Source organism: Shewanella salipaludis, from assembly GCF_012911865.1.
Classification (GTDB): domain Bacteria; phylum Pseudomonadota; class Gammaproteobacteria; order Enterobacterales; family Shewanellaceae; genus Shewanella; species Shewanella salipaludis.
This window is the reverse complement of sequence record NZ_JAAXYH010000001.1, coordinates 281412-306269: the sequence shown is the minus strand read 5'-3', so window position 1 is coordinate 306269 and position 24858 is coordinate 281412. Positions and strand designations below refer to the sequence as shown.

At 58.1% G+C, this 24858-nt stretch carries 21 protein-coding genes and 1 riboswitch; of the genes, 9 read left to right on the top strand and 12 right to left on the bottom strand.

Annotated elements, in window-relative coordinates:
• Window positions 1-78: 78 nt before the first annotated feature.
• Entirely contained in the window at window positions 79-2784 is a 2706-nt protein-coding gene (gyrA, locus tag HC757_RS01250; RefSeq protein ID WP_169562439.1) for a DNA gyrase subunit A, read from the bottom strand.
• Between the two features lie 393 nt (window positions 2785-3177).
• Here gyrA and ubiG point away from each other — a divergent pair, with 393 nt between their 5' ends.
• From ubiG to yfaE, 5 genes are all read left to right on the top strand, one after another.
• On the top strand, window positions 3178-3888 hold the full coding sequence (ubiG, locus tag HC757_RS01245) for a bifunctional 2-polyprenyl-6-hydroxyphenol methylase/3-demethylubiquinol 3-O-methyltransferase UbiG (RefSeq protein ID WP_169562438.1): 711 nt from the start codon (window positions 3178-3180) through the stop codon (window positions 3886-3888).
• Between the two features lie 22 nt (window positions 3889-3910).
• Window positions 3911-4579: an HAD family hydrolase gene (locus HC757_RS01240; protein WP_169562804.1), complete on the top strand. Its 669-nt coding sequence runs from the start codon at window positions 3911-3913 to the stop codon at window positions 4577-4579.
• A gap of 459 nt (window positions 4580-5038) precedes the next feature.
• Window positions 5039-7327, top strand: coding sequence for a class 1a ribonucleoside-diphosphate reductase subunit alpha (nrdA, locus tag HC757_RS01235; protein ID WP_169562437.1), 2289 nt, complete (start codon window positions 5039-5041; stop codon window positions 7325-7327).
• A 67-nt stretch (window positions 7328-7394) separates the two neighbouring features.
• A complete protein-coding gene (gene nrdB / locus HC757_RS01230; RefSeq protein ID WP_169562436.1) occupies window positions 7395-8525 on the top strand; it encodes a class Ia ribonucleoside-diphosphate reductase subunit beta in 1131 nt (376 codons plus the stop codon).
• A complete protein-coding gene (gene yfaE / locus HC757_RS01225) occupies window positions 8512-8850 on the top strand; it encodes a class I ribonucleotide reductase maintenance protein YfaE (protein ID WP_169562803.1) in 339 nt (112 codons plus the stop codon). The genes nrdB and yfaE overlap by 14 nt, the downstream gene beginning before the upstream one ends.
• A gap of 137 nt (window positions 8851-8987) precedes the next feature.
• On the opposite strand, the gene HC757_RS01220 is transcribed toward yfaE, so the two are convergent.
• The 8 genes from HC757_RS01220 to HC757_RS01185 form a co-directional block, all read right to left on the bottom strand.
• Window positions 8988-9269: a chemotaxis protein gene (locus tag HC757_RS01220; protein ID WP_169562435.1), complete on the bottom strand. Its 282-nt coding sequence runs from the start codon at window positions 9267-9269 to the stop codon at window positions 8988-8990.
• Between the two features lie 108 nt (window positions 9270-9377).
• Complete coding sequence (gene thiH, locus HC757_RS01215; RefSeq protein ID WP_169562434.1) at window positions 9378-10502, bottom strand: 2-iminoacetate synthase ThiH; 1125 nt, start codon at window positions 10500-10502, stop codon at window positions 9378-9380.
• Window positions 10499-11275: a thiazole synthase gene (locus HC757_RS01210; RefSeq protein WP_169562433.1), complete on the bottom strand. Its 777-nt coding sequence runs from the start codon at window positions 11273-11275 to the stop codon at window positions 10499-10501. Before HC757_RS01210 ends, thiH begins: the two co-directional genes overlap by 4 nt.
• A gap of 1 nt (window position 11276) precedes the next feature.
• Window positions 11277-11480 (bottom strand): sulfur carrier protein ThiS, encoded by a 204-nt coding sequence (gene thiS / locus HC757_RS01205; RefSeq protein WP_169562432.1) that lies wholly within the window; start codon window positions 11478-11480, stop codon window positions 11277-11279.
• 4 nt (window positions 11481-11484) lie between these two features.
• Window positions 11485-12279, bottom strand: coding sequence for a HesA/MoeB/ThiF family protein (locus tag HC757_RS01200; protein ID WP_169562431.1), 795 nt, complete (start codon window positions 12277-12279; stop codon window positions 11485-11487).
• A complete protein-coding gene (locus tag HC757_RS01195) occupies window positions 12270-13943 on the bottom strand; it encodes a bifunctional hydroxymethylpyrimidine kinase/phosphomethylpyrimidine kinase (RefSeq protein ID WP_169562430.1) in 1674 nt (557 codons plus the stop codon). Before HC757_RS01195 ends, HC757_RS01200 begins: the two co-directional genes overlap by 10 nt.
• Window positions 13944-13946: 3 nt before the next feature.
• Window positions 13947-15938, bottom strand: a complete 1992-nt coding sequence (gene thiC / locus HC757_RS01190; RefSeq protein ID WP_169562429.1) for a phosphomethylpyrimidine synthase ThiC — start codon at window positions 15936-15938, stop codon at window positions 13947-13949.
• Between the two features lie 195 nt (window positions 15939-16133).
• Window positions 16134-16232, bottom strand: a riboswitch (TPP riboswitch).
• 169 nt (window positions 16233-16401) lie between these two features.
• Complete coding sequence (locus tag HC757_RS01185) at window positions 16402-17526, bottom strand: hypothetical protein (RefSeq protein WP_169562428.1); 1125 nt, start codon at window positions 17524-17526, stop codon at window positions 16402-16404.
• 306 nt (window positions 17527-17832) lie between these two features.
• On the opposite strand from HC757_RS01185, the gene trhA reads away from it, so the two are divergent.
• Window positions 17833-18537: a PAQR family membrane homeostasis protein TrhA gene (gene trhA / locus HC757_RS01180; RefSeq protein WP_169562427.1), complete on the top strand. Its 705-nt coding sequence runs from the start codon at window positions 17833-17835 to the stop codon at window positions 18535-18537.
• Here the strand turns inward: trhA and HC757_RS01175 are convergent.
• Window positions 18534-19079, bottom strand: a complete 546-nt coding sequence (locus HC757_RS01175) for a DTW domain-containing protein (RefSeq protein ID WP_169562426.1) — start codon at window positions 19077-19079, stop codon at window positions 18534-18536. The two genes, trhA and HC757_RS01175, sit on opposite strands and share 4 nt — an antisense overlap.
• A gap of 138 nt (window positions 19080-19217) precedes the next feature.
• On the bottom strand, window positions 19218-19709 hold the full coding sequence (gene def / locus HC757_RS01170) for a peptide deformylase (protein WP_169562425.1): 492 nt from the start codon (window positions 19707-19709) through the stop codon (window positions 19218-19220).
• Between the two features lie 240 nt (window positions 19710-19949).
• Between def and HC757_RS01165 the strand changes: the two genes are divergently transcribed.
• Window positions 19950-20306: an MGMT family protein gene (locus tag HC757_RS01165; RefSeq protein ID WP_244622997.1), complete on the top strand. Its 357-nt coding sequence runs from the start codon at window positions 19950-19952 to the stop codon at window positions 20304-20306.
• A 32-nt stretch (window positions 20307-20338) separates the two neighbouring features.
• Complete coding sequence (locus HC757_RS01160; protein ID WP_244622996.1) at window positions 20339-21151, top strand: DUF3108 domain-containing protein; 813 nt, start codon at window positions 20339-20341, stop codon at window positions 21149-21151.
• A 36-nt stretch (window positions 21152-21187) separates the two neighbouring features.
• Here the strand turns inward: HC757_RS01160 and HC757_RS01155 are convergent, their stop codons facing one another.
• Window positions 21188-21967, bottom strand: a complete 780-nt coding sequence (locus HC757_RS01155) for a class II glutamine amidotransferase (RefSeq protein WP_169562423.1) — start codon at window positions 21965-21967, stop codon at window positions 21188-21190.
• 242 nt (window positions 21968-22209) lie between these two features.
• On the opposite strand from HC757_RS01155, the gene fadE reads away from it, so the two are divergent.
• Window positions 22210-24660 (top strand): acyl-CoA dehydrogenase FadE, encoded by a 2451-nt coding sequence (gene fadE / locus HC757_RS01150; RefSeq protein WP_169562422.1) that lies wholly within the window; start codon window positions 22210-22212, stop codon window positions 24658-24660.
• Window positions 24661-24858 lie beyond the last annotated feature (198 nt).

Here is a 24858-nt window from a genome sequence, read left to right as displayed (position 1 = left end):
CTCCTTCAGCATCATAAATATTTGAATGGGGCTAAAAAAACGAGCGTCCAAATGGACGCCCGTTATCATGACACTCGCTTAGTCTTCGTCTTGCTCATCGTCAACAAGCTCGTCTTCATCTTCGTCCGGCTCTGCCTCTTCCTCGATATCATCATCGAGCGGCTCGTCGGCCAATTCGCCTTCGCTGACCGCCGCGGCAATGGCGACGGGCACTATCGGCAAACCATTTTCATCCAGCTCAACCTCATCGTCATCGCTCTGTATCTCATCGATACGTTGCAAGCCGACCACGGTTTCATCGCTGGCGGTGCGGATAATGGTCACGCCCTGGGTGTTACGACCTATGACAGACACGCCCACAGCCGGGGTACGCACCAGGGTGCCCTTGTCGCTGATCAGCATGATTTCATCATTCTCACCGACCTGCACCGCACCGACCACGGCGCCGTTACGCTCGCTGACCTTGATGGAGACCACGCCCTTGGTGGCACGGCTCTTGGCCGGGTATTCTTCCAGCAGGGTACGCTTACCGTAACCGTTTTCGGTCACGGTCAAGATGGCGCCATCTTCTTTCGGCACTATCAGGGAGACCACGCTCTGACCGTCTTCAAGCTTGATACCGCGCACACCCGTGGCCGTACGGCCCATGCCACGCACTTGATCTTCGCTGAAACGCACTACCTTGCCTTCGTCCGAGAACAACATGATCTCGTTGCTGCCATTGGTGATGTCGACGCCGATCAGCTGATCGCCGTCTTTCAGGTTCACGGCTATGATGCCGTTGGCACGCGGACGACTGTATTCAATCAGCGAGGTCTTCTTCACTGTACCGTGAGAGGTTGCCATGATGACATACTTCTCGGCGTCGTATTCACGCACCGGCAATATCGCCGTGATGCGCTCACCGTCGGTCAGAGGCAAGAGGTTGACTATCGGACGGCCACGGGCGGTACGACTCGCCAGCGGCAGTTGATACACCTTGAGCCAGTACATCTTACCGAAGTCGGAGAAGCACAGTATGGTGTCATGGGTGTTGGCGACCAGCAGCTTCTCGACGAAGTCTTCGTCTTTCACCTTGGTCGCGGCCTTGCCCTTGCCACCGCGGCGCTGGGCCTGGTAATCGCTCAAGGGTTGATACTTGGCATAACCCAGGTGCGACAGGGTCACTACCACGTCTTCTTCGTTGATAAGATCTTCCAGACTCATATCGACTTCGTTGGCATTGATCACTGTCCGGCGGGCATCACCGTATTCTTCGAGTATGAGTTCCAGCTCTTCCTTGATGACTTCCATCAAACGCTCTGGGCTGCGCAGAATAAACAGCAGGCCGGCGATGAATTCCAGCAACTCTTCGTATTCGGCGATGATCTTGTCATGCTCGAGACCTGTCAGGCGGTGCAGGCGCAGTTCCAGAATCGCCTGGGCCTGTTGCTCGGTCAGGAAGTACTGGCCATCGCGAATACCGAACTCGGGTTCCAGCCATTCAGGACGGGCGGCATCGTCACCTGCCTTCTCCAGCATGCCCTGCACATGACCCAATTCCCAACCCTGCTCGACCAGCTTGGCCTTGGCATCGGCCGGGGTCGGCGAGGCCTTGATGAGGGCGATGATGGGATCTATGTTCGCCAGCGCCACCGCCAATGCTTCGAGTATGTGCGCCCGCTCGCGGGCCTTGCGCAGTTCGAATACGGTACGACGGGTGACCACTTCGCGGCGGTGCAATATGAAGCATTCGAGCATTTCTTTGAGGTTGAACAGCTTGGGCTGACCATTGGTCAGGGCCACCATGTTAATCCCGAAAGAACACTGCATCTGGGTATGGGCATAGAGGTTATTGAGTACCACCTCACCCACTTCGCCACGCTTGATCTCGACCACGATGCGCATGCCGTCTTTGTCAGACTCGTCGCGCAGGCCGCTGATGCCTTCAATCTTCTTGTCTTTGACCAGTTCGGCTATCTTCTCGATAAGCTTGGCCTTGTTCACCTGGTAAGGGATTTCCGAGACTATGATGCGCTCGCGGCCATTGTCTTCGGTCTCGACGGCGGCCAGGGCGCGCATCACGGCGCGGCCACGGCCGGTCTTATAGGCGTCTATGATGCCCTTGCGGCCGTTGATGAGTGCCGCGGTCGGGAAATCCGGCCCCGGGATATACTCCATCAACTGTTCGATCGACAGTTCAGGCTCTTCAATGAGCGCCAGACAGCCCTTGACCACTTCGGTCATGTTATGGGGCGGAATGTTGGTGGCCATGCCGACCGCGATGCCCGAGGAGCCATTGATCAACAGGTTGGGCACCCGGGTAGGCAATACCGCAGGAATTTGCTCTGTGCCGTCATAGTTGGGAACGAAGTCGACTGTCTCTTTTTCCAGATCCGCCAGCAGCTGGTGCGCCAGCTTATCCATGCGGATTTCTGTGTAACGCATGGCCGCCGCCGAGTCGCCGTCGACCGAACCGAAGTTGCCCTGACCGTCGATCAGCGGGTAACGCAAGGAGAAGGGCTGCGCCAGACGTACTATGGTGTCGTAGACGGCAGAGTCGCCGTGGGGATGGTATTTACCTATGACGTCACCGACCACACGGGCCGACTTCTTGTAAGGCTTATTCCAATCGTTCTTCAATTCACTCATGGCAAACAATACGCGGCGATGCACTGGCTTCAAGCCGTCGCGTACGTCTGGTAATGCACGACCCACGATGACGCTCATGGCGTAATCCAGGTACGAATTCTTTAGTTCGTCTTCGATATTAATTGGCGAAATAGATGATGCCAGATCAGTCATAAACTGCTCGTTCCCCTGAAAAATAGCCGACAACACAGATTCCGTGTCATTGCCCGGCCCAAAAACGTGATTTGGCATTCTAACACAGTTATTTAATGTCGCCAGAGCTATCATTAATGATTTAAATAAGCGCTCGGGACAGCGGCCCTCGGCGCAGCAATTCCGAGCTATCTAGCTGAGTTGGCAGCAAAAAATCCAGGGCAATTCTGCCCGGCGATGGGGATTATTGGCTTTCTCGGCCGAAAAACCGCGGGAGTGGCCGTTTATTTGTGCAGCAATAACCCGGGTTATGCTGTTTTTTCAAACAAGTATCACCAATTGGGCCCGCCTGACTTTGCTTATCTGCACCGATCGTTATAATAGCGCCACAATCACAGCGCATCAGGTTATCCCATGCATCAGAATCAAAACGTCGATCCCCAGGAAATTGCCAAGTTTGAACGTATGGCGGCCACCTGGTGGGATCCCAATGGTGAGTTCAAGCCACTGCATCTGTTGAATCCCCTGCGTCTGAACTATATAGACAGCACCGCCGGCGGCATATTCGGCAAGAAGGTGCTGGATGTCGGCTGTGGCGGCGGCATCTTGTCCGAGAGCATGGCGCGCATAGGGGCCGAGGTCGATGGCCTGGACATGGGCGAAGAGCCGCTGGAAGTGGCCCGGCTGCATGTGCTCGAAACCGGAGTCGAAGTCAGGTATCTGAAAAATACCGCCGAGGCCCATCGCGAAAACCACAGGGACTATTATGACGTGGTGACCTGCATGGAGATGCTCGAGCATGTACCGGATCCCCAGTCGGTGATCCAGGCCTGTTGCGACATGGTCAAACCCGGCGGCACCGTGTTCTTCTCGACCATCAACCGCAACATCAAGTCCTATGTGCATACCATACTGGGCGCCGAATACCTGCTGAAGATGTTGCCGGTCGGCACCCATGACCATAATAAGTTCATCAAACCGTCCGAACTCATGGCCCTGATAGACAACACAGATCTCATCTGCAAAGACGCCCTGGGCATAGGCTACAACCCGCTGACCGGGGTGTTCAAATACACTCCCAAGGTAGACGTCAATTATATGCTGGCCACGGTTAAGGTCGACTGACATGCCAGCGACCCAGGATCCCCTGACATTGACCGGCGTTGCCGGGGTGCTGTTCGATCTCGACGGCACCCTGGTCGATACCGCCCCGGATCTGGTGCAGGCGTTGAACCTGGCCTTGGCGGATGCGGGCTTCGACAGCCAGCCGCTGGCGACCCTGCGTCACGCCGCATCCCACGGCAGTCTGGCGCTGGTCAGGGCCGCCCTGCCCCATGCCGAGGCAGACATGCAGCATAGGGTGCAGACGGGCTTGTTGGCCCACTATCAGCGCATCAACGGCGATCACAGCAGCCTGTTCGCCGGCGTCCCCGAGCTGCTGGCATTGCTGGAGCAGCAACAAAGGCCCTTCGGTATCATCACCAACAAGCCTGCGCGCTTTACCCGGCCCCTGCTCGACAAGCTGGCGCTGACCCCCAGACTCGACTGTATCATCAGCGGTGACAGCACCCGCTTCGCCAAGCCCCACACGGCGCCCATGCTGCTGGGGGCACAGCAACTGGGACATGCCCCAGGACGCCTGCTTTATATAGGCGATGCCGAGCGGGATCTGGTCGCGGCGCAAAATGCCTGCATGCAGGGGGCGATCGCCCTCTGGGGCTATATAGGCGCAGGGGACGATCCCCTGAACTGGCCGGCGATCGCCCGCTTCGCCCGGCCACAGGCGGTGACGACGGCACTCAGCTTCAAGGACTGAGCCCTGGACTCTTAACTCTGGGTCTCAGTCATGGGTCTCAGCCATGAGCCGGGACTGACAAGCTCGAGCGATCCCCCGGCGATCGCTGCTTATTTTGGCGATCGATTCGGGCCCATGATACTGAGCAAAAAACACCCTGACGGCTGCAGCGCCACCCAAATTTGGGCTCTAGGGTTAGCCACTACTAACGCCGGGCGTTATCCTCAAGATATCCACAAGATATCCCTGAAATTGATACTTGCAAAAGCCCCTCAACCTCACTATCTTGTAGTTAAGATTAAATTAAACACCATATCTTGTGTATAGGTAACAATCAGACACACTAGAAGTTCTCCGTTTAACTTAAGTGTTTTTTACAATACTTGGCGTCGTTAGCGGTATTTTGGTTGATTGTTTACAAGGAAGCGTACGGTGATCTAGCGTCACCCGAATAGATATTAGAACCAAGGCCTCTCTTCAATGAATAGCAATATGACAGTTACAAAGCGCTGTGGTGATCGCGAGCCGATCGATCTCGAGAAGATTCATCGCGTAATTACTTGGGCAGCCAAGGGATTGAAAAACGTTTCTGTATCTGAAGTTGAACTTCGCTCACACCTGCAGTTTTTCGACGGCATTCCAACGGAAGCCATCCACGAGACCATCATCAAAGCCGCTGCGGATCTGATTTCACCCGAGTCGCCGGACTACCAGTTCCTGGCAGCCCGCCTGGCCGTGTTCCATCTGCGCAAGAAGGCCTTCGGTCAGTTCGAGCCACCTGCGCTGTACGAGCACGTCACCCGCCTGGTGGAATTGGGCAAGTACGATCAACACATATTGCAAGACTACAGTCGTGAAGAGCTGGCGCAGATGAATGATTTCATCGACCACTGGCGCGACATGGATTTCTCCTACGCGGCGGTCAAGCAACTCGAAGGCAAGTACCTGGTGCAGAACCGGGTGACCCATGAGATCTACGAGAGTGCCCAGTTCCTCTATATTCTGGTGGCGGCCTGCCTGTTCGCCCGTTACCCGAAAGAGACCCGCCTCAAGTATGTCAAAGACTTCTACGATGCTGTGTCGACCTTCAAGATCTCCTTGCCGACCCCCATCATGGCAGGCGTGCGTACCCCGACACGTCAGTTCAGCTCTTGTGTATTGATCGAATGCGGTGACAGCCTGGATTCCATCAACGCCACCGCCTCCTCCATAGTCAAGTATGTCAGCCAACGCGCCGGCATAGGGGTCAATGCCGGCCGTATCCGCGCCCTGGGCAGCCCAATCCGCGGCGGTGAAGCCTTCCACACGGGTTGCCTGCCTTTCTACAAGTACTTCCAGACGGCGGTCAAGTCCTGCTCTCAGGGCGGCGTGCGCGGCGGTGCTGCGACCCTGTTCTACCCCATCTGGCATCTGGAAGTCGAGTCTCTGCTGGTATTGAAGAATAACCGCGGCGTCGAAGATAACCGTATCCGCCATCTGGACTACGGCGTACAGCTCAACAAGCTGATGTATCAGCGCCTGATCAAGGGTGAGAACATTAGCCTGTTCAGCCCATCGGACGTGCCTGGCATGTACGATGCCTTCTTCGAAGATCAGGATGAGTTCGAGCGTCTGTATCTGCAATACGAGCAAGATCCTGCCATCCGCAAGAAGACCCTCAAAGCGGTCGAACTGTTCTCGCTGATGATGCAGGAGCGCGCCTCTACCGGCCGCATCTATATTCAGAACGTGGATCACTGCAACACCCATAGCCCGTTCGATGCCAAGGTGGCGCCGATCAGACAGTCCAACCTGTGCCTGGAAATCGCCTTGCCGACCAAGCCGATGAACAACATAGACGACGAGCAGGGTGAAATCGCCCTCTGTACCCTGTCGGCACTGAACCTGGGCACCCTCAACTCGCTGGACGAGATAGAGCCGCTGGCCGATCTTGCCGTGCGTGCCCTGGATAACCTGCTCGACTATCAGGATTACCCGATCAAGGCGGCACAGATTGCCTCCATGAATCGCCGTACCCTGGGCATAGGGGTGATCAACTTCGCCAACTACCTGGCCAAGAATGGCGTCAAGTACTCGGACGGCAGCGCCAACAACCTGACCCACAGAACCTTCGAAGCCATTCAGTTCTACCTGCTGAAAGCCTCGATGAACCTGGCCAAGGAGCAAGGTGCCTGTCCTGCGTTCAATGAAACCACCTATGCCAAGGGGATCATGCCGACGGATACCTACAAGCGCGATCTGGACAAGATCTGTGACGAGCCGTTGCACCTGGATTGGGACGGCCTGCGCCAGGACATCAAGCAATACGGCCTGCGTAACTCTACCCTGTCGGCCTTGATGCCATCCGAGACCTCATCGCAAATATCCAATGCGACCAATGGTATCGAGCCACCACGCGGCCTCATCAGCGTCAAGGCCAGCAAGGATGGTCAGTTGAAGCAGGTCGTGCCCGACTTCGAGACCCTGAGACATAACTACGAGCTGCTGTGGCAGATGCCCAACAACGACGGTTATCTGCAATTGGTCGGCCTGATGCAGAAGTTTGTCGACCAGGCGATTTCGGCCAACACCAACTATGATCCGGCGCGTTTCGAAGGCGGACGTGTGCCTATGCAGACCCTGCTCAAAGACTTGCTCTCGGCCTACAAGTTGGGGGTCAAGACCTTGTATTATCATAACACTCGCGATGGCGCCTCGGATCAGTTCGACGATCTGACCAGCCTGGAAAAAGAAGACGAAGATTGCGCCGGCGGTGCCTGCAAGATTTAATCTGCCGCACTCATGTTAACGGTTTTGCAGGGATCCATTGGGGTCCCTGCTTCTTGGAAAATAGACCATGGCTTACTCTACATTTTGTCAAACCCCGAACAATGCCACCCGCGAACCCATGTTTTTGGGTCAGTCGGTCAATGTGGCACGTTATGACCAACAGAAATATGAAGTCTTTGAAAAGCTGATAGAAAAACAGCTGTCTTTCTTCTGGCGCCCCGAAGAAGTGGATGTCAGTCGCGACAAGATTGACTACAATGCGCTGCCGGATCATGAGAAACATATCTTCATCTCCAACCTCAAGTACCAGACGCTGCTGGACTCGATTCAGGGGCGCTCGCCGAACGTGGCGCTGCTGCCGCTGGTGTCTCTGCCCGAGTTGGAAACCTGGATCGAAACCTGGTCCTTCTCCGAGACCATACACTCGCGCTCTTATACCCATATCATACGCAACATAGTCAACGACCCTTCTGTGGTGTTCGACGACATAGTAGTGAATGAAGAGATACTCAAGCGGGCCGGCGACATAGCGCATTACTATGATCACCTGATCAAGCTGACCCAGATTTACCACCTGCTGGGCGAAGGCACCCATCAGATAGATGGCAAGGAGATGCTGGTCACCACCCGTGAACTGAAGCGTTCTCTGTACCTGTGCATGATGTCGGTCAACGCGCTGGAGGCCATACGCTTCTACGTCAGTTTCGCCTGCTCATTCGCCTTCGCCGAACGTAAGCTGATGGAAGGCAACGCCAAGATCATCCGCCTCATCGCCCGCGACGAAGCCCTGCACCTGAACAGCACCCAGCACATCCTCACCATAATGCAGGCAGGCAAGGACGATCCCGAGATGGCCGAAATCGCCAAGGAATGCCAGCAGGAAGCCTATGACCTCTTCGTCAAGGCCGCCGAGCAGGAGAAGCAATGGGCGACCTACTTGTTCAAGGACGGCTCCATGATAGGCCTGAACGAGCAGATCCTTTGCCAATACGTGGAGTTCATCACCAACCAGAGGATGAGGTCGGTGAATCTGCCACAGCCTTATCCGGAATCGAGCAATCCCTTGCCTTGGATGAAGAACTGGCTGGAGAGTGATGCGGTACAAGTGGCACCGCAGGAAGTGGAGGTCTCTTCTTACCTGGTCGGTCAGATAGACTCGGCCGTCGACGGCGACGAGTTCCTCGATTTTGATCTCTAAGTTATTTCGCAAGGCGCCCATAGTCAGCCTGAAAGGCCAGCCCGTGTTGTTGTTTACCCAGGAACACGGCAGCCTGCTGCAGGCGTTGGAATTCAAGAAGGTGAAGGTGTTTTCCGAGTGCCGCAATGGCTTTTGCGGCGCCTGCAAGACCCGGCTCAACAGCGGCAGTGTCAGCTACCTGACGCCGCCCCTGGCCGAGCTTGAGGCCGACGAATGTCTGCCCTGCTGTTGCATCCCGCAGACAGACATAGATCTCGAGTTATCCCCCAAGGGCGCCGAGGTGGTTATCCGGACTCGCCTGAACAAGAAAGAAGCCGCTATCTAAGCCTGCCCGCCTCTCTGTCCCTGCTTTTTGCCCCAACTTTTTGCAATAGCCTTTTGCAATAAGCCTTTGCGATGGCCTCTGTAGCAATATCTGCCATCCAAGGCATGCAAGACTCACACTTATTGCTATACCTCTTTCTATACTTCTAGGTCTATTATGCTGCCCAGCATGTCCGACGCGGCATCCACCACGGCCACCGCCGCCTCTCCCTGCTGCAACGACTCGACCGCCGAGACCAAGGCAGTGGTCTTATCCGTCGCCGACGCCAGAGACGTCGAATCGGCTGCGCCTGAGGCAGCACCCGAAGTGAGCGTCTGAGGCTCGCTGGGGCGGGCGACGTCCACGGTCGCCTGGGTCAGGCCGGATTGCGCCTGTTGCAGGCCCTGAAGGCCCGCCGAAAATCCCGCTTGAATTTGCATGAGTCGCTTCCTGTTCTCTGACGAATACGGCAATAAGAGGCCAATTATTAACCTCTTAAGTCAAGATGTACAGCATTGATGTACAGCATGAGTGTCGTCCCATGGCTGTCAATCCCGGCTCATGGCTGTCCAGGCCTGCTCCCAGTCTTTCCACACTGGGTTGAGCCCCTTCTGCCTCAGCCTGGCCGCGACCTCATCGACGCTGCGCTCATCGCTGATCTCGAATTGATCCAGCTGGCTGTCCGGGTGTTGATAACCGCCCGGTTGGGTCGAACTGCCGGCACTCATCTGAGTGATCCCCAGCGGCATCAGATTGTCCCTCAGTGCCGGGGTCTCCCGGGTCGACAGGCTGATGTCGAGCTGGGGATTGAACAAACGAAAGGCGCAGATCAGCTGCACCAGCCCCAGATCCGAGAGCACCACCTTGGGCGCTATGCCGCCGGTGCAGGGTCTGAGCCTGGGCAGTGAGATGCTGTAACGGCTGCGCCAATAGCGCTGTTCCAAATAACTCAGGTGATGCCCCATGAGCAAGGCGTCGAGGCGCCAATCGTCCAGCCCCAGCAGCACCCCCAGGCCTATCTTATCCACCCCGGCGCGGGCGGCCCTGTCCGGGGTGTCCAGGCGAAAGCCAAAGTCCCGCTTCTTGCCGCGGGTGTGATGCTGGGCATAGGTCGAGGGCCGATAGGTCTCCTGGTACACCATGACGGCGTCCAGTCCCAGGGCCACCAACTGGGCATATTCGGCCTCCCCCAAGGGCTGCACTTCCAGCGCGACTTGGCTGAACCTGCGCTTCACTTGGGGCAATACCGACTTGAAATAGTCTATGCCGACCTTGGTTTCGTGTTCACCCGACACCAGCAGTATGGAGTCGAAGCCCCGCGCCTTGATGATATCCATCTCGGCCGCCAACTCCATGTCATCGAGCGTCTTGCGCTTGAGCTTGTTGCTCATGCTGAAGCCACAATAGTCGCATTCGTTGGCACAGAGATTGGACAGGTAGAGCGGCAGATACAGGCCCACATTGGCGCCGAAGCGCTGGCGGGTCAAGGCCAGGGACTGCTGCGCCATCTGCTCTATGTAGGGCGCCGCCGCCGGCGACAGCAGCGCCCGCAATGCCGTCAGGCAGCCTGCGGGCCGTTGCAGCGCCCGCTCGACCTCGGCCGCCGTGGTGGAGTAGATCTCCAGCGCCAGCTTATCCCTGGGCAGCGCACCGAAGTGTTCAACGAAGCTCATGCCGGCGCTCCCGCTTGCAGGAAGCCGGTCAGGGGACTGGTGTTGACCGCAGTGGCGTTCACCTGTCCCAGGCCCGCCAGATAGGCGCTGCGGCCCGCACGAACCGCCTCGGCGAAACAGCGCGCCATCGCCTCTGGGTTGCGGCTGCTGGCGATCGCCGTATTGACCAGCACAGCGTCCGCGCCCATCTCCATCGCGCGGCAGGCCTGGGACGGGGCGCCGAGCCCTGCATCTATCACCACGGGCACATTGGCCTGCTCTATGATGATCTTCAGGAAGGCCTCACTCACCAGCCCCTGATTGCTGCCTATGGGACTGGCCAGCGGCATCACGGCGGCACAGCCCACCTCTTCCAGGCGGCGGCACAGGACGGGATCGGCATGCACATAGGGCAAGACGACGAACCCCGCCTCGCATAAATGCCTGGCAGCGCCGAGGGTTTCTATGGGATCCGGCATCAAGTACTTGGGATCCGGGTGGATCTCCAGCTTGATCCAATGGGTGCCCAGCATGTCTCTGGCCAATTCCGCGGCAAAGATCGCCTCCTTGGCGGTGCGGGCCCCGGCGGTATTGGGCAGGAGTTTTACCCCTGTCGCCCGCAGTGGCCCGAGTATGTCATCGGACGCCCTCGCCAGGTCCACCCTCTTCATCGCCAGGGTCACCAGCTCAGAGCCCGAGGCCGTCAGTGCCGCCAACATGGTGGCGGCGTCACTGAATTTGCCCGTGCCGCTGAAGAGCCGGGAGCCGAAGTCATGTCCTGCAATAGTTAACATATCAACCTCCGGCCACGGCGGAAAAGAGTTCCAGTTTATCGCCCGCCCGGCACCGGATGTGCTGCCAGCGGTTGCGGGGCACCAGCTCGGCGTTGAGTACCAGGGCGAAGGCGTTGGGATCCAGCCGGCGTTCATGCAATACCGCCGCCAGACTGGCGTGTTCTGGGACGGCCAGCGGCTCGCCATTGAGTTGAATCGAAATCATGGGATTAGCTCCATAGGGGACTGCAAACAGGGCAATCCGGGTCACGGGTTAACTTGGCATGCTGCCAGTGCAAGCTCTTGGCATCGAACCTATGCAGGTAGCCGCCGTCGTTGATGTCCAGCAAGAGGTTGAGCGCCTGCAAGGCCTGCATGGACGCCATCACCCCGACCGCAGGCCCGAGCACCCCAGAGGTGCTGCAGCTTTGACTCAGCCTGGTGTCGGCCGGAAACAGGCAGTGATAACAGCCGCTGGCGGCTAAGCTGCGGCCGTCGAGGCAGAAGAGCTGCCCCTGGAAGTGGGCCACGGAAGCACTGACCAGGCTCAGGCGGCGCTCGATACAGGCTTGGTTTACCCTCTGACGGGTCAGGAAGTTGTCGGTGCAATCCAGCACCAGGGCATGGGGCTCGGCCAGCAGAGGCGCCAACAGGTGCCCGGCATTGTCGGCATCGAATGCAAGGCAGTGGTGCCGCAAGGCAAGGCCGCCATGGGCCGCCTGCAGCTTGTTGGCGGCCACCTCGGCCTTGAACAGGCCGAGATCCGCCTCGCAGTAGAGTAATTGGCGCGGCAGGTTGGACAGCTCTATCCTGTCGCCGTCGATCAGGGTCAGGCGGCCGACACCCGCGGCGGCCAGATACTGGGCCGCCAATTGCCCCAGGCCGCCCAGTCCTATGATGACTATGTGGGCGGCGAACAGCCTTTGCTGCCCAGACTCGGACACTTCCGGCAAGAGGAGCTGCCGCGAATAACGCATGAAGTCCCTGTCGCTGAGCGACCCGGGCGGACGCTGAGTCATGGGCATACCGCCTCCGACCAGGCGAGGCTCAGGGCCAGATAGGCCGCGGCCGGTGATTCTGCCTGGGTGACGGCGCGCACCAGGGCGATGGCATCCACCCCTGTGGCTTTGACGGCCGCCAGGTTATGCCTGTCTATGCCGCCGATGGCCACCAGAGGGAAATGCCCCTCGAGCAGGCGCACATAGGCCCTGAGCTTGTCGAGCCCCTGGGGCGCCGACGGCATGCGCTTGGTGCTGGTCGGGAATATGTGCCCGAGGGCGATATAGGAAGGCGCCAACTGCCGGGCCAGCAACAGCTCGAAATAGCCATGACTCGAGATCCCCAGCGCCACCCCGGCCCTCGCCAGGGCACTCAAATCGGCGCCGGCCAGATCTTCCTGGCCCAGATGCACCCCGTAGGCGCCGTGTTTCAACGCCAGTTGCCAGTGATCGTTGATAAACAGCTGCGCTTGATGGTCGCGCCCCAGGGCGATGGCGCGCACTATGTCCGCCTCCAGGGCGGCGCCGGCCGCCGGGGCCATGCCGGTTTCAGTGCCGACGTCTAAACCAGAGTCAGAGCCACAGCCAGAGCCAGAGCCACAACCAGAGTCAGAACCAGGGTCTGTGTCGGTCTTCAACCTCAGCTGCAGGGTATCGACGCCAGCCAGCAGCAAAGTTTCCAACATGGCCAGGCTGTCCACCACGGGATAGACGCCTATGGGCCGTTGCAGGGGAGGAAAGGCCAAGGGGGCGGGATTGTCTCTGTCGAGATAACGCACCCGGGGGAAATCACTCAGGCGCTGTGGCCAGCCGCAGCGTCCCAACACCCCGGCACCGGCGCCCGGGGCATAGCCCTGCCCCAGACCCGCGTTAACATAGGCCTTGGCCAGCACCACGGCATCCTGCAGCACAAAACCTGCGGCGAGCGCCGACGCTATGGCGGCAGACAAGGTACAGCCTGTGCCGTGGTGATCCGCCGTCGCCACCCTGGGGCTCGTCAGGCTGAAACGGCAATGCTGGTGCAGCGGCGAGCTGCCCGCCACTTCATCCAGGATCAGTATGTCGCAGGACTCCTGCGCCAGCCAGCGGCCAGCGACATCGCCGCCCTTGGCCAGTACCCGGGTCTGCAGCCGCTGTGCCAGGCGCGCGGCGGCGGCCTCGAAGCCGGCGAAGTCCTCCACCTGGCTGCCATCCAGCAATGCCAGCTCGGCATAGTTAGGGGTGATGAGGCTGAGCAGGCCGGCGAAAGGATCGAAGCTGGCGCCGTCGGCCGGCGCCCGGGTTCCCAGGGGGTCACCGCAGCTGGCCGTCATCACGGGATCCAGGATCACGGCCACTGACGTGTGGCTGCGCGCCTGGTAGTCCGCTAACCGGGTGGCGAGCCAGTGGGCCAGCAGACTTACCTGCCCTGGGCCGAGCAAGCCTATCTTGATGGCCCTGGGCGGCATGTCGGCGAGCAAGGTGTCGAGCTGCGCCAGCAACATGGCATCCGATACGGACTCGACCAGGCTGACCGCCACCGAACTCTGGGCGGTGATCTGGCTGATGATGCTGCAGCCATGACAGCCCAGATCTTGGATGGTCGCCAGGTCGGCCTGAATGCCGGCGCCGCCGCCCGAGTCCGAACCCGCTATGGTCCAGACTATGGGGCGCGCGCCCACCGGCAGAGGGGCCGGGGCTTTGCTTGCCATAGGTTACTGCTCCGACTCGAGTGCCAGGGGATCCGCAAGCTCGCCTACCGGGTGGTAGATGGCCGCGCCCGAGGCCTTGAACTGCGCCGCCTTCTGCGCCATCGCCGCCGCTAATCCGGCCTGATTGTCAGGCTGATTAGCGGACAGGTTACCGGGCTGAGTCACGGAAATGTGTTGCGTGAGGGTTTGCGCCTCCTGGGCGGCGGCATAGTCGCGTACTTCCTGGGTGATCTTCATGGAGCAGAACTTGGGGCCACACATGGAGCAGAAATGGGCCACCTTGGCCGACTCCTGGGGCAGGGATTCGTCGTGATAGGCCCTGGCGGTATCGGGATCCAGCCCCAGGTTGTATTGATCTTCCCAGCGGAACTCGAACCTGGCCTTGGATAAGGCATTGTCGCGCACCTGAGCGCCCGGATGCCCCTTGGCGATATCGGCGGCATGGGCGGCGATCTTATAGGCGATCAGCCCCTGCTTGACATCTTCCTTGTTGGGCAGTCCCAAATGTTCCTTGGGGGTGACATAGCAGAGCATGGCACAGCCATACCAGGCGATCATCGCCGCCCCTATGCCCGAGGTGAAGTGATCATAACCTGGGGCTATGTCCGTGGTCTGGGGCCCCAGGGTGTAGAAAGGCGCTTCGTCGCAATGGGCCAGCTGCTTGTCCATGTTTTCCTTGATGAGCTGCATGGGGATATGCCCAGGGCCCTCGATTATGGTCTGGACATCGTATTCCCAGGCTATCTTGACCAGCTCTCCCAGGGTTTCCAGCTCGGCGAACTGGGCCTCGTCGTTGGCATCCGCGATACACCCCGGGCGCATGCCATCCCCCAGAGACAGGGACACGTCGTAGGCGGCGCACAGCTGGCAGATCTCACGGAAATGGGTGTAGAGGAAGCTCTCCTCGTGGTGGCTCAGGCACCATTTGGCCATGATGGAGCCGCCGCGGGAGACTATGCCCGTCAGGCGCTTGGCGGTCATGGGCACGTAACGCAGCAAGACGCCTGCGTGTATGGTGAAGTAGTCCACCCCCTGCTCCGCCTGCTCTATCAGGGTGTCGCGGAAGATCTCCCAGTTGAGCGCTTCGGCCACGCCATTGACCTTCTCCAGCGCCTGGTAGATGGGCACTGTGCCTATGGGCACGGGAGAGTTGCGCACTATCCATTCGCGGGTCTCATGAATGTAACGTCCGGTGGAGAGATCCATCACGGTATCGGCGCCCCAGCGGGTCGACCACACCAGCTTCTCGACTTCCTCCTCGATGGACGAAGTGACCGCCGAGTTGCCTATGTTGGCGTTGACCTTCACCAGAAAGTTGCGCCCTATGATCATGGGTTCGGCTTCGGGATGATTGATATTCAAGGGAATGATGGCGCGGCCGCGGGCCACCTCGTCGCGGACGAACTCCGGGGTGATCAGCTCACCGACGACGGCCCCGAAGGCCTCGCCCTGGGCTTTCTGAGTCAGCACCCCTTCTGCGACTTCGGCGCGGGCCATGTTTTCCCGAATGGCTATGTATTCCATCTCAGGGGTGATGATGCCCTGGCGCGCATAGTGCATCTGGGTGACACAGCGGCCGGGAATGGCGCGGCGCGGCGGGGACAAGGCCTCGAAACGCAGGTGATCCAGGCCGTCGTCGGCCAATCTCTGCTGGGTAAACTCTGAGCTTACAACCGTTAGCCGTTCTGTATCCTGGCGCTCGGCGATCCAGCCGTCACGCAGCTTGGGCAACCCCAGGCGCACATTGATGTCTGCGGCCGGATCCGAATAGGCGCCGGCACAGTCATAGACCCTTATCGGTGGATTCTCCTCCATGAGGGGGGCACTCTCGCTGCCGCCAATTAGGGTTGGGCTCTGGTGTATCTGCCGCATGCCGACGCGGAGATCCTCACGGCTGCCGCCGAGATAGATTTTCTCGGAATTGGGGTGCTGCAAAGGTTTCAGGGTATCGATAAAGGCTTGCGCCTGGGCACGGGTTTCACGACGATTTGACATAAGCAAGCTCACTTCTGAGTAAGTTGGAGTTGCTTGTCTGGAGACTTGAGTGGTTGATTAGCAGACGCAGCCAGGCAGTGCCTGTGCTGCGAAAATAACGCCTCTGGGTTCGAGGCCGTTTTCACGGCTCATCCGACTGCTTGAAAAACGCACCCGGAACGAACATCACATGAGTTTCATTACATGACTTTCATTGGCGTTATTACGCTTGTTTCCTTCGCAGGTATTAACCTGATCAGGTTCAACGGATCCCGAATAAACGGTCTCAGCCCTAAGGCACTCCGACAAGATGTGCCTCAGTATAGACAGAAGCCAGAGCCATGAACAAGGAAAATTTACTCGGCCTGAACAGCCATTCAATCAAAAAAATAGTCCAATCAAAACATTGTTTAATAAAACTTAAATTATTATTCGCATAAACAACATGCAATTTCGATGAATAAAATAGATGGTAATGACAGCATTATTTGCGCTGCTTGACATGCATCTGCGCCAATTTGGCATCTATGGCATCCTGAATATCCTGGTTCATCTTCTTGCCACTGCAGTCGAAGGGGTAACCCAGGTTTTCCGCATAGGGATTAAGTTGGTTACCCACCTTGACCACCCGGTAGCAGGTATCGCCCTTGCGCACGATACGGTTGGGATCCAGTTTGTTGCCCAGGGTCGTCGCTTGGCTGAAATCGTCGGCATTGGGCACCAGCAGCACTTCCAGCTCAGCATCCATCTCACTCATGGAACGCTTGGCGGTAAATGCATCCGCCTCCTGCCGTACCAAGGTGTCCAATGCCTCGCGGCGTTGACGCTGAAGATGACTCAGGGTGGAAACATCCCGGCTGAACAACTCCTGAGCCACTGTGTCTCTTGGGGGTGTCGGGGTAAATCCGGCCTCAGGCAGCAGCAGCCTTGCATCTGTCTCAGGCGGGGAAAATACCCAAGCTTCAGCTTCATACGGAAGCGGCACCGACGCGGCCGAATCATAGATAAAATGCGCCGCGGCAGGGGTTAACCCGGCGGTCTCATGTCCGGCTGCCTCAGGCTCGGCAGGCTCAGTTTCAATCGCCTGAGGCTCAGCAGCTGGCGTCTCTGCGGCCGGTCGGGTCCCTGTGGCCCGCCTCTCGGCAACATGAGTCTCGACGACCTGGTTATCCTGGATCTGGCTCTCGGCGGCCAGGCTCTCTGCAACATCAGCCTCGGCGGTTTGGCTCTCAGGGGGGACGGCCTGGCCGGCGGGCACTTTCGCGGGTGAATACAAGAGGTAAGCCTGGATCTTGGGCGGCTTGACCGCCGCGACCGGCCGCTCGGGCAGACGCCAATACGCCTGCGCCAGCCACAAGAGCAACAGATGCAAGCCAAGCGCCAGGGTGACAAAACCTATGCCCGAGATTCGGCTAGCCGGACCCAGGCGTATCAACCGCCCCAGGCCGCGGGCCGCCAGCGGCGCGCTGGCGAATGTTCGCTCTTCCCTCATGGCCTGTGTCGCCCGAGGATCCTGTGTCGTCAAAGGCTCCAATATCATCAGAGGATCCTGTGCCGCAACATCACAGCACTCGGGCACTCTCACCGAAGGCATTTCCATTTCTTGCATCCACTCCCACTCCCTGACCAATGCGTCTGTTAGAGGTGGCGAGTCGAAGAAAGTTCCGCCTGGTCAATCTCTTAATCCAAAGTTCCGCCTGGTCAATCTCTTAATCCGTCCCTTGAGCGGGCGGCTAATCGGCGCCCGGGACCGGAGCTGGCCCTCTATCCAGCTCAGCAAGGTGCCAATCCATGGACAGGCCGTCGGGTAACCCAGACAGGGAATTTAAGCTTACACTTGTACGCTTAAATCTGGTGTTTGATCGGCTCAGCTGCTAGACTCGCCGACATTCTAGCCAATACGGATGTTATCCCCATGCCCGAACAGAGCAACGCGCTCGACACCGCGACGCCCATCTCCCTGGAAGTCACCCCAGGCGCAGAGGTGCGCCCCGAGGCTTATAGCAGGGCCGAAGAGTTGGCCAACAGCATCAGCCATGGCCTGGGGGTCATAGGCGGCGTAATCGGCCTGCTCGCCATGCTGAATAAAGGCAGAGATCATCTGAGTGGGCTCGAATTGAGCGGGGTGGGCATCTATGGTGCCAGCATCATACTGCTCTTTCTCTGCTCCACCCTCTATCACAGCGTCACCGCGAGTCACTTGAAACGCAGGCTCAAGATCGCCGATCACTGCGCCATCTACTGCCTCATCGCCGGCACCTATACGCCGCTGATGCTGCTCGCCCTGCAGGGCACACAGGCGCTGGTGATCTTGACTGCCATCTGGTCATTGGCCCTCGGCGGTCTGGTGTTCAAGATGCTGTTCATTCACAGGTTCAAGCGCCTCAGTCTGGTGCTCTATCTGGCCATGGGCTGGCTATGTGTCACCGTCATTGGGGATCTCAGCGCCGCCATGTCGCCCCTGGGTTTCCGCCTATTGCTGCTGGGCGGGCTGTTTTACAGCCTGGGGGTGATCTTCTATGCGGGCAAGCGTATCCCCTTCAACCACGCCATCTGGCACCTGTTCGTGCTTGGCGGCGCCGTGAGCCACTTTCTCTGTGTCTACCTGACACTGCTCTAGCCTCGGGCTGCCTGCTCCCAACGGGCAAAATCGTCGCTCAGCCTGGCCGCCTCGGCCTTTAGATTGGCCGCATCGAACAGGGCTATGATGCACTCCAAGGTGCAGAGGCCTCCGGGGATTTGATTGCGACGCTGGGTGAACCTCGATGCCTGTGGCTGTGTCAGGGATCTTCTGGCGGCGGTGCGCAGATAAGGACTCTGACGCAACATCTTACGCGCCTCCTGCCAGGTGGCATCGAGGATCACTATTGTGTCGGGTTCGCAGGTTTCTGCCGCCTGAGTTGCGGGTTCGGCAGCCCAGGGATCCCTGCCTGCGGCTAGCCGGCTTGCTGGCGCGGGGGCAGCGCAGGCCTCAGACTCGGCGGGAAACAGCAGGCTCGCCTGCCCTGATTCGAGCATGGCCAACAGAGCGGCTTCCGGCCGGGTCCTGGACCAGATCACCCTGCGGCATAGTTCCGGGAAGGCGCGCAGAGCCAACTGGCCCGTATTGCTGGCGCGGTCCAATTCCCGCTCATGGGTCAATAACACTATCTGCACGCTCATTGCCCGTCTCGCCTCACTGACCAGAGCATCAGCCGCCAAGACGGCAAACTGTGGACAAGGCCGGTGAAAAATCAATAAAAAAACACCTCCCGCTCCGGAAGGTGTCTAGGATGTCGAAAGCAACTGCCATCAAGCGCCTCAGGCGTATTTGCGCACTTTCTTCAGGGCTATCTGTTGCTTGAGCGTGGAAAGGTGCTCGATAAAGACTTTGCCATGCAGATGATCTATCTCATGCTGCAACACTATGGCCAAGAAATCATCGGTTTCTATTTCTATGGCCTTGCCGGCGCGATCCAGGGCGGTGACTTTCACCTTCTCGAAACGGGCCACCTTGGCACGGTACCCGGGAATGGAGAGACAACCTTCCTCACCCACATATTCACCGGACTTCTCGACTATCTCGGGATTGACCAGCACCAGGGGCTGATCCCGGCCCTCGGACAGATCTATCACTATGATGGCGTCTTGGCTGCCGACCTGGGTCGCCGCCAAACCTATGCCATCCTCCGTGTGGTACATGGTCTCTATCAGATCGTCGATAAAGCCTTGCACTTGGGTCACGTCCTGCACCGGGCGAGCCTTACGTTTCAGACGTTCATCCGGGATGGTTAAAATATCGAGTACAGCCATGGGCAGTTATCATCTCTTTGCGGGTAAAAATTTCGCCGCTATTATGGACTAATTCGTGCAAAGACAAAACCCCATTGAGATGCGCCTATCCTCCGGAGGCGATTCACCCGGATGGGATTTAGCGCTATTATCCTTATTAGCTATTCTCACTGAATCGCGAGTCATGAGCCCGGCATCGACTGAGACTGCGGAAGATGAGACGGCGCCACTCGGGTCAATATAAGGCAAGGCAAAGACGCAATGATGTTAGAAAACCGCAGCTGGTCGCCCATGGAAAAAATCTGGCATATTATCACCATGATCCCGCCGGGCCGGGTCATCAGCTATGGCAAGGTCGCCGACTATGCAGGGCTGCCCGGCCGCGCCCGCTATGTCTCCAAGGCGCTGAAAACTGCGCCCGACGCCATGCAACTACCTTGGCATAGGGTCATCAACAGCCAAGGTAAAATATCATTCAAAGAAAATTCTGCCGCCTTTCAAGAACAAATGGAATTATTGAGACTCGAAGGAATTGAGGTCATACGGGGCAGAGTCAAACTGATGAACTACGAATGGCGCCCGGACATGGCGACGCTGGTGATGGCGATGCCCTTTTGAGTCTATTACCCGAACACATGAAGGAGTCCAGCTTGCGTACTATTGCCCGAATCATCTGTGGCCTGTTATCCCTGTCTCCCGGCCTGTGGGCGCAGGCGACCCCTACGCCCTTAACGGCGCAAACCGCCGAGTACAATGTCTATTATGGCAGCATAGAACTGGGTAAGGCCCGCTACCAGTTGCCCGCCAGCGACGACGGCCTCTATGTCTATCGTTTCGACAGCGCCCTGAGCCTGTTGCTGCTGACCGACGTACGCCATGCCCATAGCGAGTTTACCCGCGAGGGCGAACAGCTTATCCCACTGCGCTACATGCATGAGCGTTCGGGCACAGGCCCCGACTACAATGAACAGAGCGCCTTCGCCAAGGGCCAGGCGGTGGTGCATACCCGCTATAAGGATGAGAGGGGCAAACTGCCCTACGATGGCTTGCTCTTCGATCCCCTGATGCTGCAGCTGCAGCTGAGACTGGACATAAGTGCGGGCAAGACCCAACTGCATTACAACATGGTCAAAGACAATGAGATCGAGGAGTACGACTTCCGGGTCCTGGACAAGGAACGGCTGACACTCGACAGCGGCAGCTATGACACGGTCAAGATTGAGGTGATGAGGGATAATCCCAAACGCCAGACCTTCTTCTGGATGGCACCCGAGCTCGCCTATCTTCCCGTGCGTCTGACCCACTTCGAGAAAGGCAGCAAACAGCTCGACATCCAGCTGCTCAGCTATCAATTCAGTGAAGCCATGCCGCTGCCGGGCGAACAAACCACCCAAAGGGTCAAACCTGACGAACAGCCCGGGCTATCGAAGAGCGCCGACACAGGGGCCCTGTCGGCACACTGAACCAGAACAGGGAGCCAGAACCGCCAGGCCAACGACTCAGGCCGTCGGCAGCAATTCCCCCTGTTTAAACAGGATCCACTCCCCCGGCTGCAACAAATGCCAATGCTCGTTGTTGGTCAGCGGCCGGGTGGCGACCACAGTCACCACATCCAATGGCGTCGTTTCCTTGTCGAAGTCGATCACCACATCCGTGTCTATCAGGGTCGCCTTGCCGAAGGGGGCACGCCTGGTGATGTAGCAGAGATTATTGCTGCAATAGCTCATCAGATACTCGCCATCGCTGAGGATCATGTTGAATACTCCGAGTTGGCGTATCTCGTCGGCAAGCCCGGCAATGAAACGAAACACCACCTGCATGTCCTCCGGAGCCCGGTCACCGAACTTGTCGGCCACGCACTCCAAAATCCAGCAGAAGGCCCGCTCGCTATCCGTATCTCCGACCGGTTGGTAGCGGGCGACGACAAACTTATCCTGATAGTCGCTCAACTGACCATTATGGGCATAGGTCCAGTAACGGCCCCACAATTCCCGGGTGAAGGGATGGGTGTTTTCCAGCGCCACACATCCCCGGTTCGCCTGACGAATATGGCTGACCACCACCTCGCTCTTGATTGGGTATGACTGGATAAGCTTGGCTATCTGGGACTCGCTGCTGGGACAGGCATCCTTAAAGGTGCGGCTGCCCTTGCCTTCGTAGAAGGTAATGCCCCAACCGTCGACGTGCGGGCCAGTGATCCCGCCTCTCTGTGCTAAACCGGTAAAACTGAAGACAATATCGGTTGGCACGTTGGCACTCATAGCCAGTAATTCACACATCTATATGCCCTGAATGATCTAAAATAAGCAAGTAACCTAATTCTAACGAGTTGACGGAATTTGTGGAATCCTCGCAGTCGACAAATAATTTAAACAATTGTTTGAAAAATGCTTGTGTTCAAATTCGCTTAGGTTTAACTTTTACTGCGATACAGGTCTGACCACAGCCTATACTGTGTACAAGATAGATAAAAGTTATATGACCCGTGATGGACACAGCGTCATTTTTAAGGAGAACTACAGTGACTACCCTACTTTGGATCATCGCCATGATCTTGGTGCTGGGAGCCGTTGCATACCTCAGGGTATCTCTGCTCACAGCCACTATTGCCGCCGCAGTCGTCATGGCAACCGGATGGGCTCTGGATATCATAGGCCCAATAGGCGGGATAATCTTCCTGGCCATTGCCCTGCCACTGAACATCAGTGCATTCAGACAAGGCATACTCAGCCGCCCGCTGTTGAAGCTCTATCGCGGCATCATGCCCGAGATGTCTTCGACCGAGAAAGAAGCCATCGAAGCCGGCACCACCTGGTGGGAAGCCGATCTCTTCGCCGGCAAGCCCAACTGGAAAAAACTGCATAACTACCCGGTTGCCCGTTTAAGCGCCGAAGAACAAGCCTTCCTGGATGGCCCGGTCGAAGAAGTATGCCGCATGCTGAACCAGCATCAGGTATCCCATCAGTTGGCCGATCTGCCGGCCGAGATCTGGCAATACCTGAAAGACAACGGCTTCTTCGCCATGATCATCAAGAAGAAGTACGGTGGTCTGGAATTCTCCGCCTATGCCCAATCCAGGGTACTGCAGAAACTGGCTGGCCTGAGCAGCGAGCTGGCTTCGACTGTCGGGGTGCCTAACTCACTGGGCCCTGGCGAGCTGCTGCAGCACTATGGTACACCCGAGCAACAAGATCACTATCTGCCTCGCCTGGCCAAGGGCCTGGAAGTGCCTTGTTTCGCCCTCACCAGCCCGGAAGCAGGCAGCGATGCCGGCTCTATCCCTGACTTCGGCATCGTCTGCAAGGGTCAATGGGAAGGCGAAGAAGTGCTCGGCATGAAGCTGACCTGGAATAAGCGCTACATCACCCTGGCCCCGGTGGCAACCGTACTGGGTCTGGCATTCAAACTGCGCGATCCTGAGCACCTGCTCGGCGCCCAGGAAGAGCTCGGCATTACCTGCGCCCTGATCCCGACCGATGTCGCAGGCGTGGAAACCGGCCGTCGCCACTTCCCGCTCAACTGCATGTTCCAGAATGGCCCGACCCGCGGCAATGAAGTGTTCGTGCCCCTGAGCTTCATCATAGGCGGTCCCAAGATGGCCGGCCAAGGCTGGCGCATGCTGGTCGAATGCCTGTCCGTCGGCCGTGGCATTACCCTGCCGTCCAACTCGGCCGGTGGTGTCAAGACTGCCGCCCTGGCGACCGGTGCCTATGCCCGTATCCGCCGTCAGTTCAAGCTGCCTATAGGCAAGCTCGAAGGCATAGAAGAACCTATGGCACGCATAGGGGGTAACGCCTATCTGATGGACGCAGTGACTTCCCTGACCACCACAGGCATAGACTTGGGTGAGAAGCCTTCGGTCATCTCCGCCATAGTGAAATACCACCTGACAGACAGGATGCAGAAATGCGTCATAGATGCCATGGATATTCACGGTGGTAAGGGCGTCTGCCTCGGCCCCAACAACTATCTGGGCCGTGGCTATCAGGCCGCACCTATCGCCATCACAGTGGAAGGCGCCAACATACTGACCCGTTCCATGATCATCTATGGTCAGGGGGCGATTCGCTGTCATCCCTATGTCCTGGCGGAAATGGAATCGGCCTTCGATACCGATGCCAAGCGTGGTCTGGCGAACTTCGATGAGGCCCTGTTCGGCCACATAGGCTTCACCACAAGCAACCTGATCCGCAGCTTCTGGCTGGGTCTGACCTCGAGCCGTTTCTCCAACGCGCCTTATTCAGACAAGACCAAGCGTTACTATCAGCACATGAACCGCTTCAGTGCCAACCTGGCCCTGCTATCCGATCTCGCCATGGCGACCCTGGGTGGCAACCTGAAACGCAAGGAACGCATCTCTGCGCGTCTGGGCGACTTGTTGAGCCAACTGTACCTGGCGTCTGCCACGCTGAAACGCTACCAGGACGAAGGTCGTCAGACAGAAGATCTGCCACTGGTGCAATGGGCGGTAGAAGATGCGCTGCATAAGCTGCAGACCTCGCTGGACGATCTGCTGGACAACTTCCCCATGGGTCTGGGCGGCGTATTGCGCTTCGTCTTATTCCCCTTCGGCCGTCCACTGAAACGCCCGAGCGATGTGTTGGATCACAAGGTGGCCAAGATAATGCAGACCCCTTGTGCCAGCCGTGACCGTTTAGGCCAGGGCCAGTTCTGGGAAGCCTCGGAGCATAATGCCGTCGGTATCCAGGAACAGACCTTCAAGGACATACTGGCGTCTGAGCCGCTGTACGACAAGGTCTGCCAGGCCGCCGGCAAGCGCCTGCCATTCATGTGGCTGGACAAGATCGCCGCCGAAGGCAAGGCATTGGGTGTCCTCAGCGAGGAAGAGGTAGCCCTGTTGGAACGTGCCGAGATTGGCCGTATGAAGTCCATCAACGTCGATGACTTCGATCCACAGGAACTCAGGGCGCAGACGCTGAACAGCGACAAGACACAAGAACGCGCCGCTTAGTCTGACTTAGTCTGACTTAGTCTGACTTAGTCTGAGCAGACAAGCCTCTTAAAAACCGCTCCATGCCAGGAGCGGTTTTTTTATTCCCCTACGCGGCAAACCTTCCTCAGGCGACACAAGCCAAGGCCTGGCGCACTCGCGGCCTCACTCAAACTCAAGCCCATAGATCCATAGACCCATGGACACGCACCCTGCATC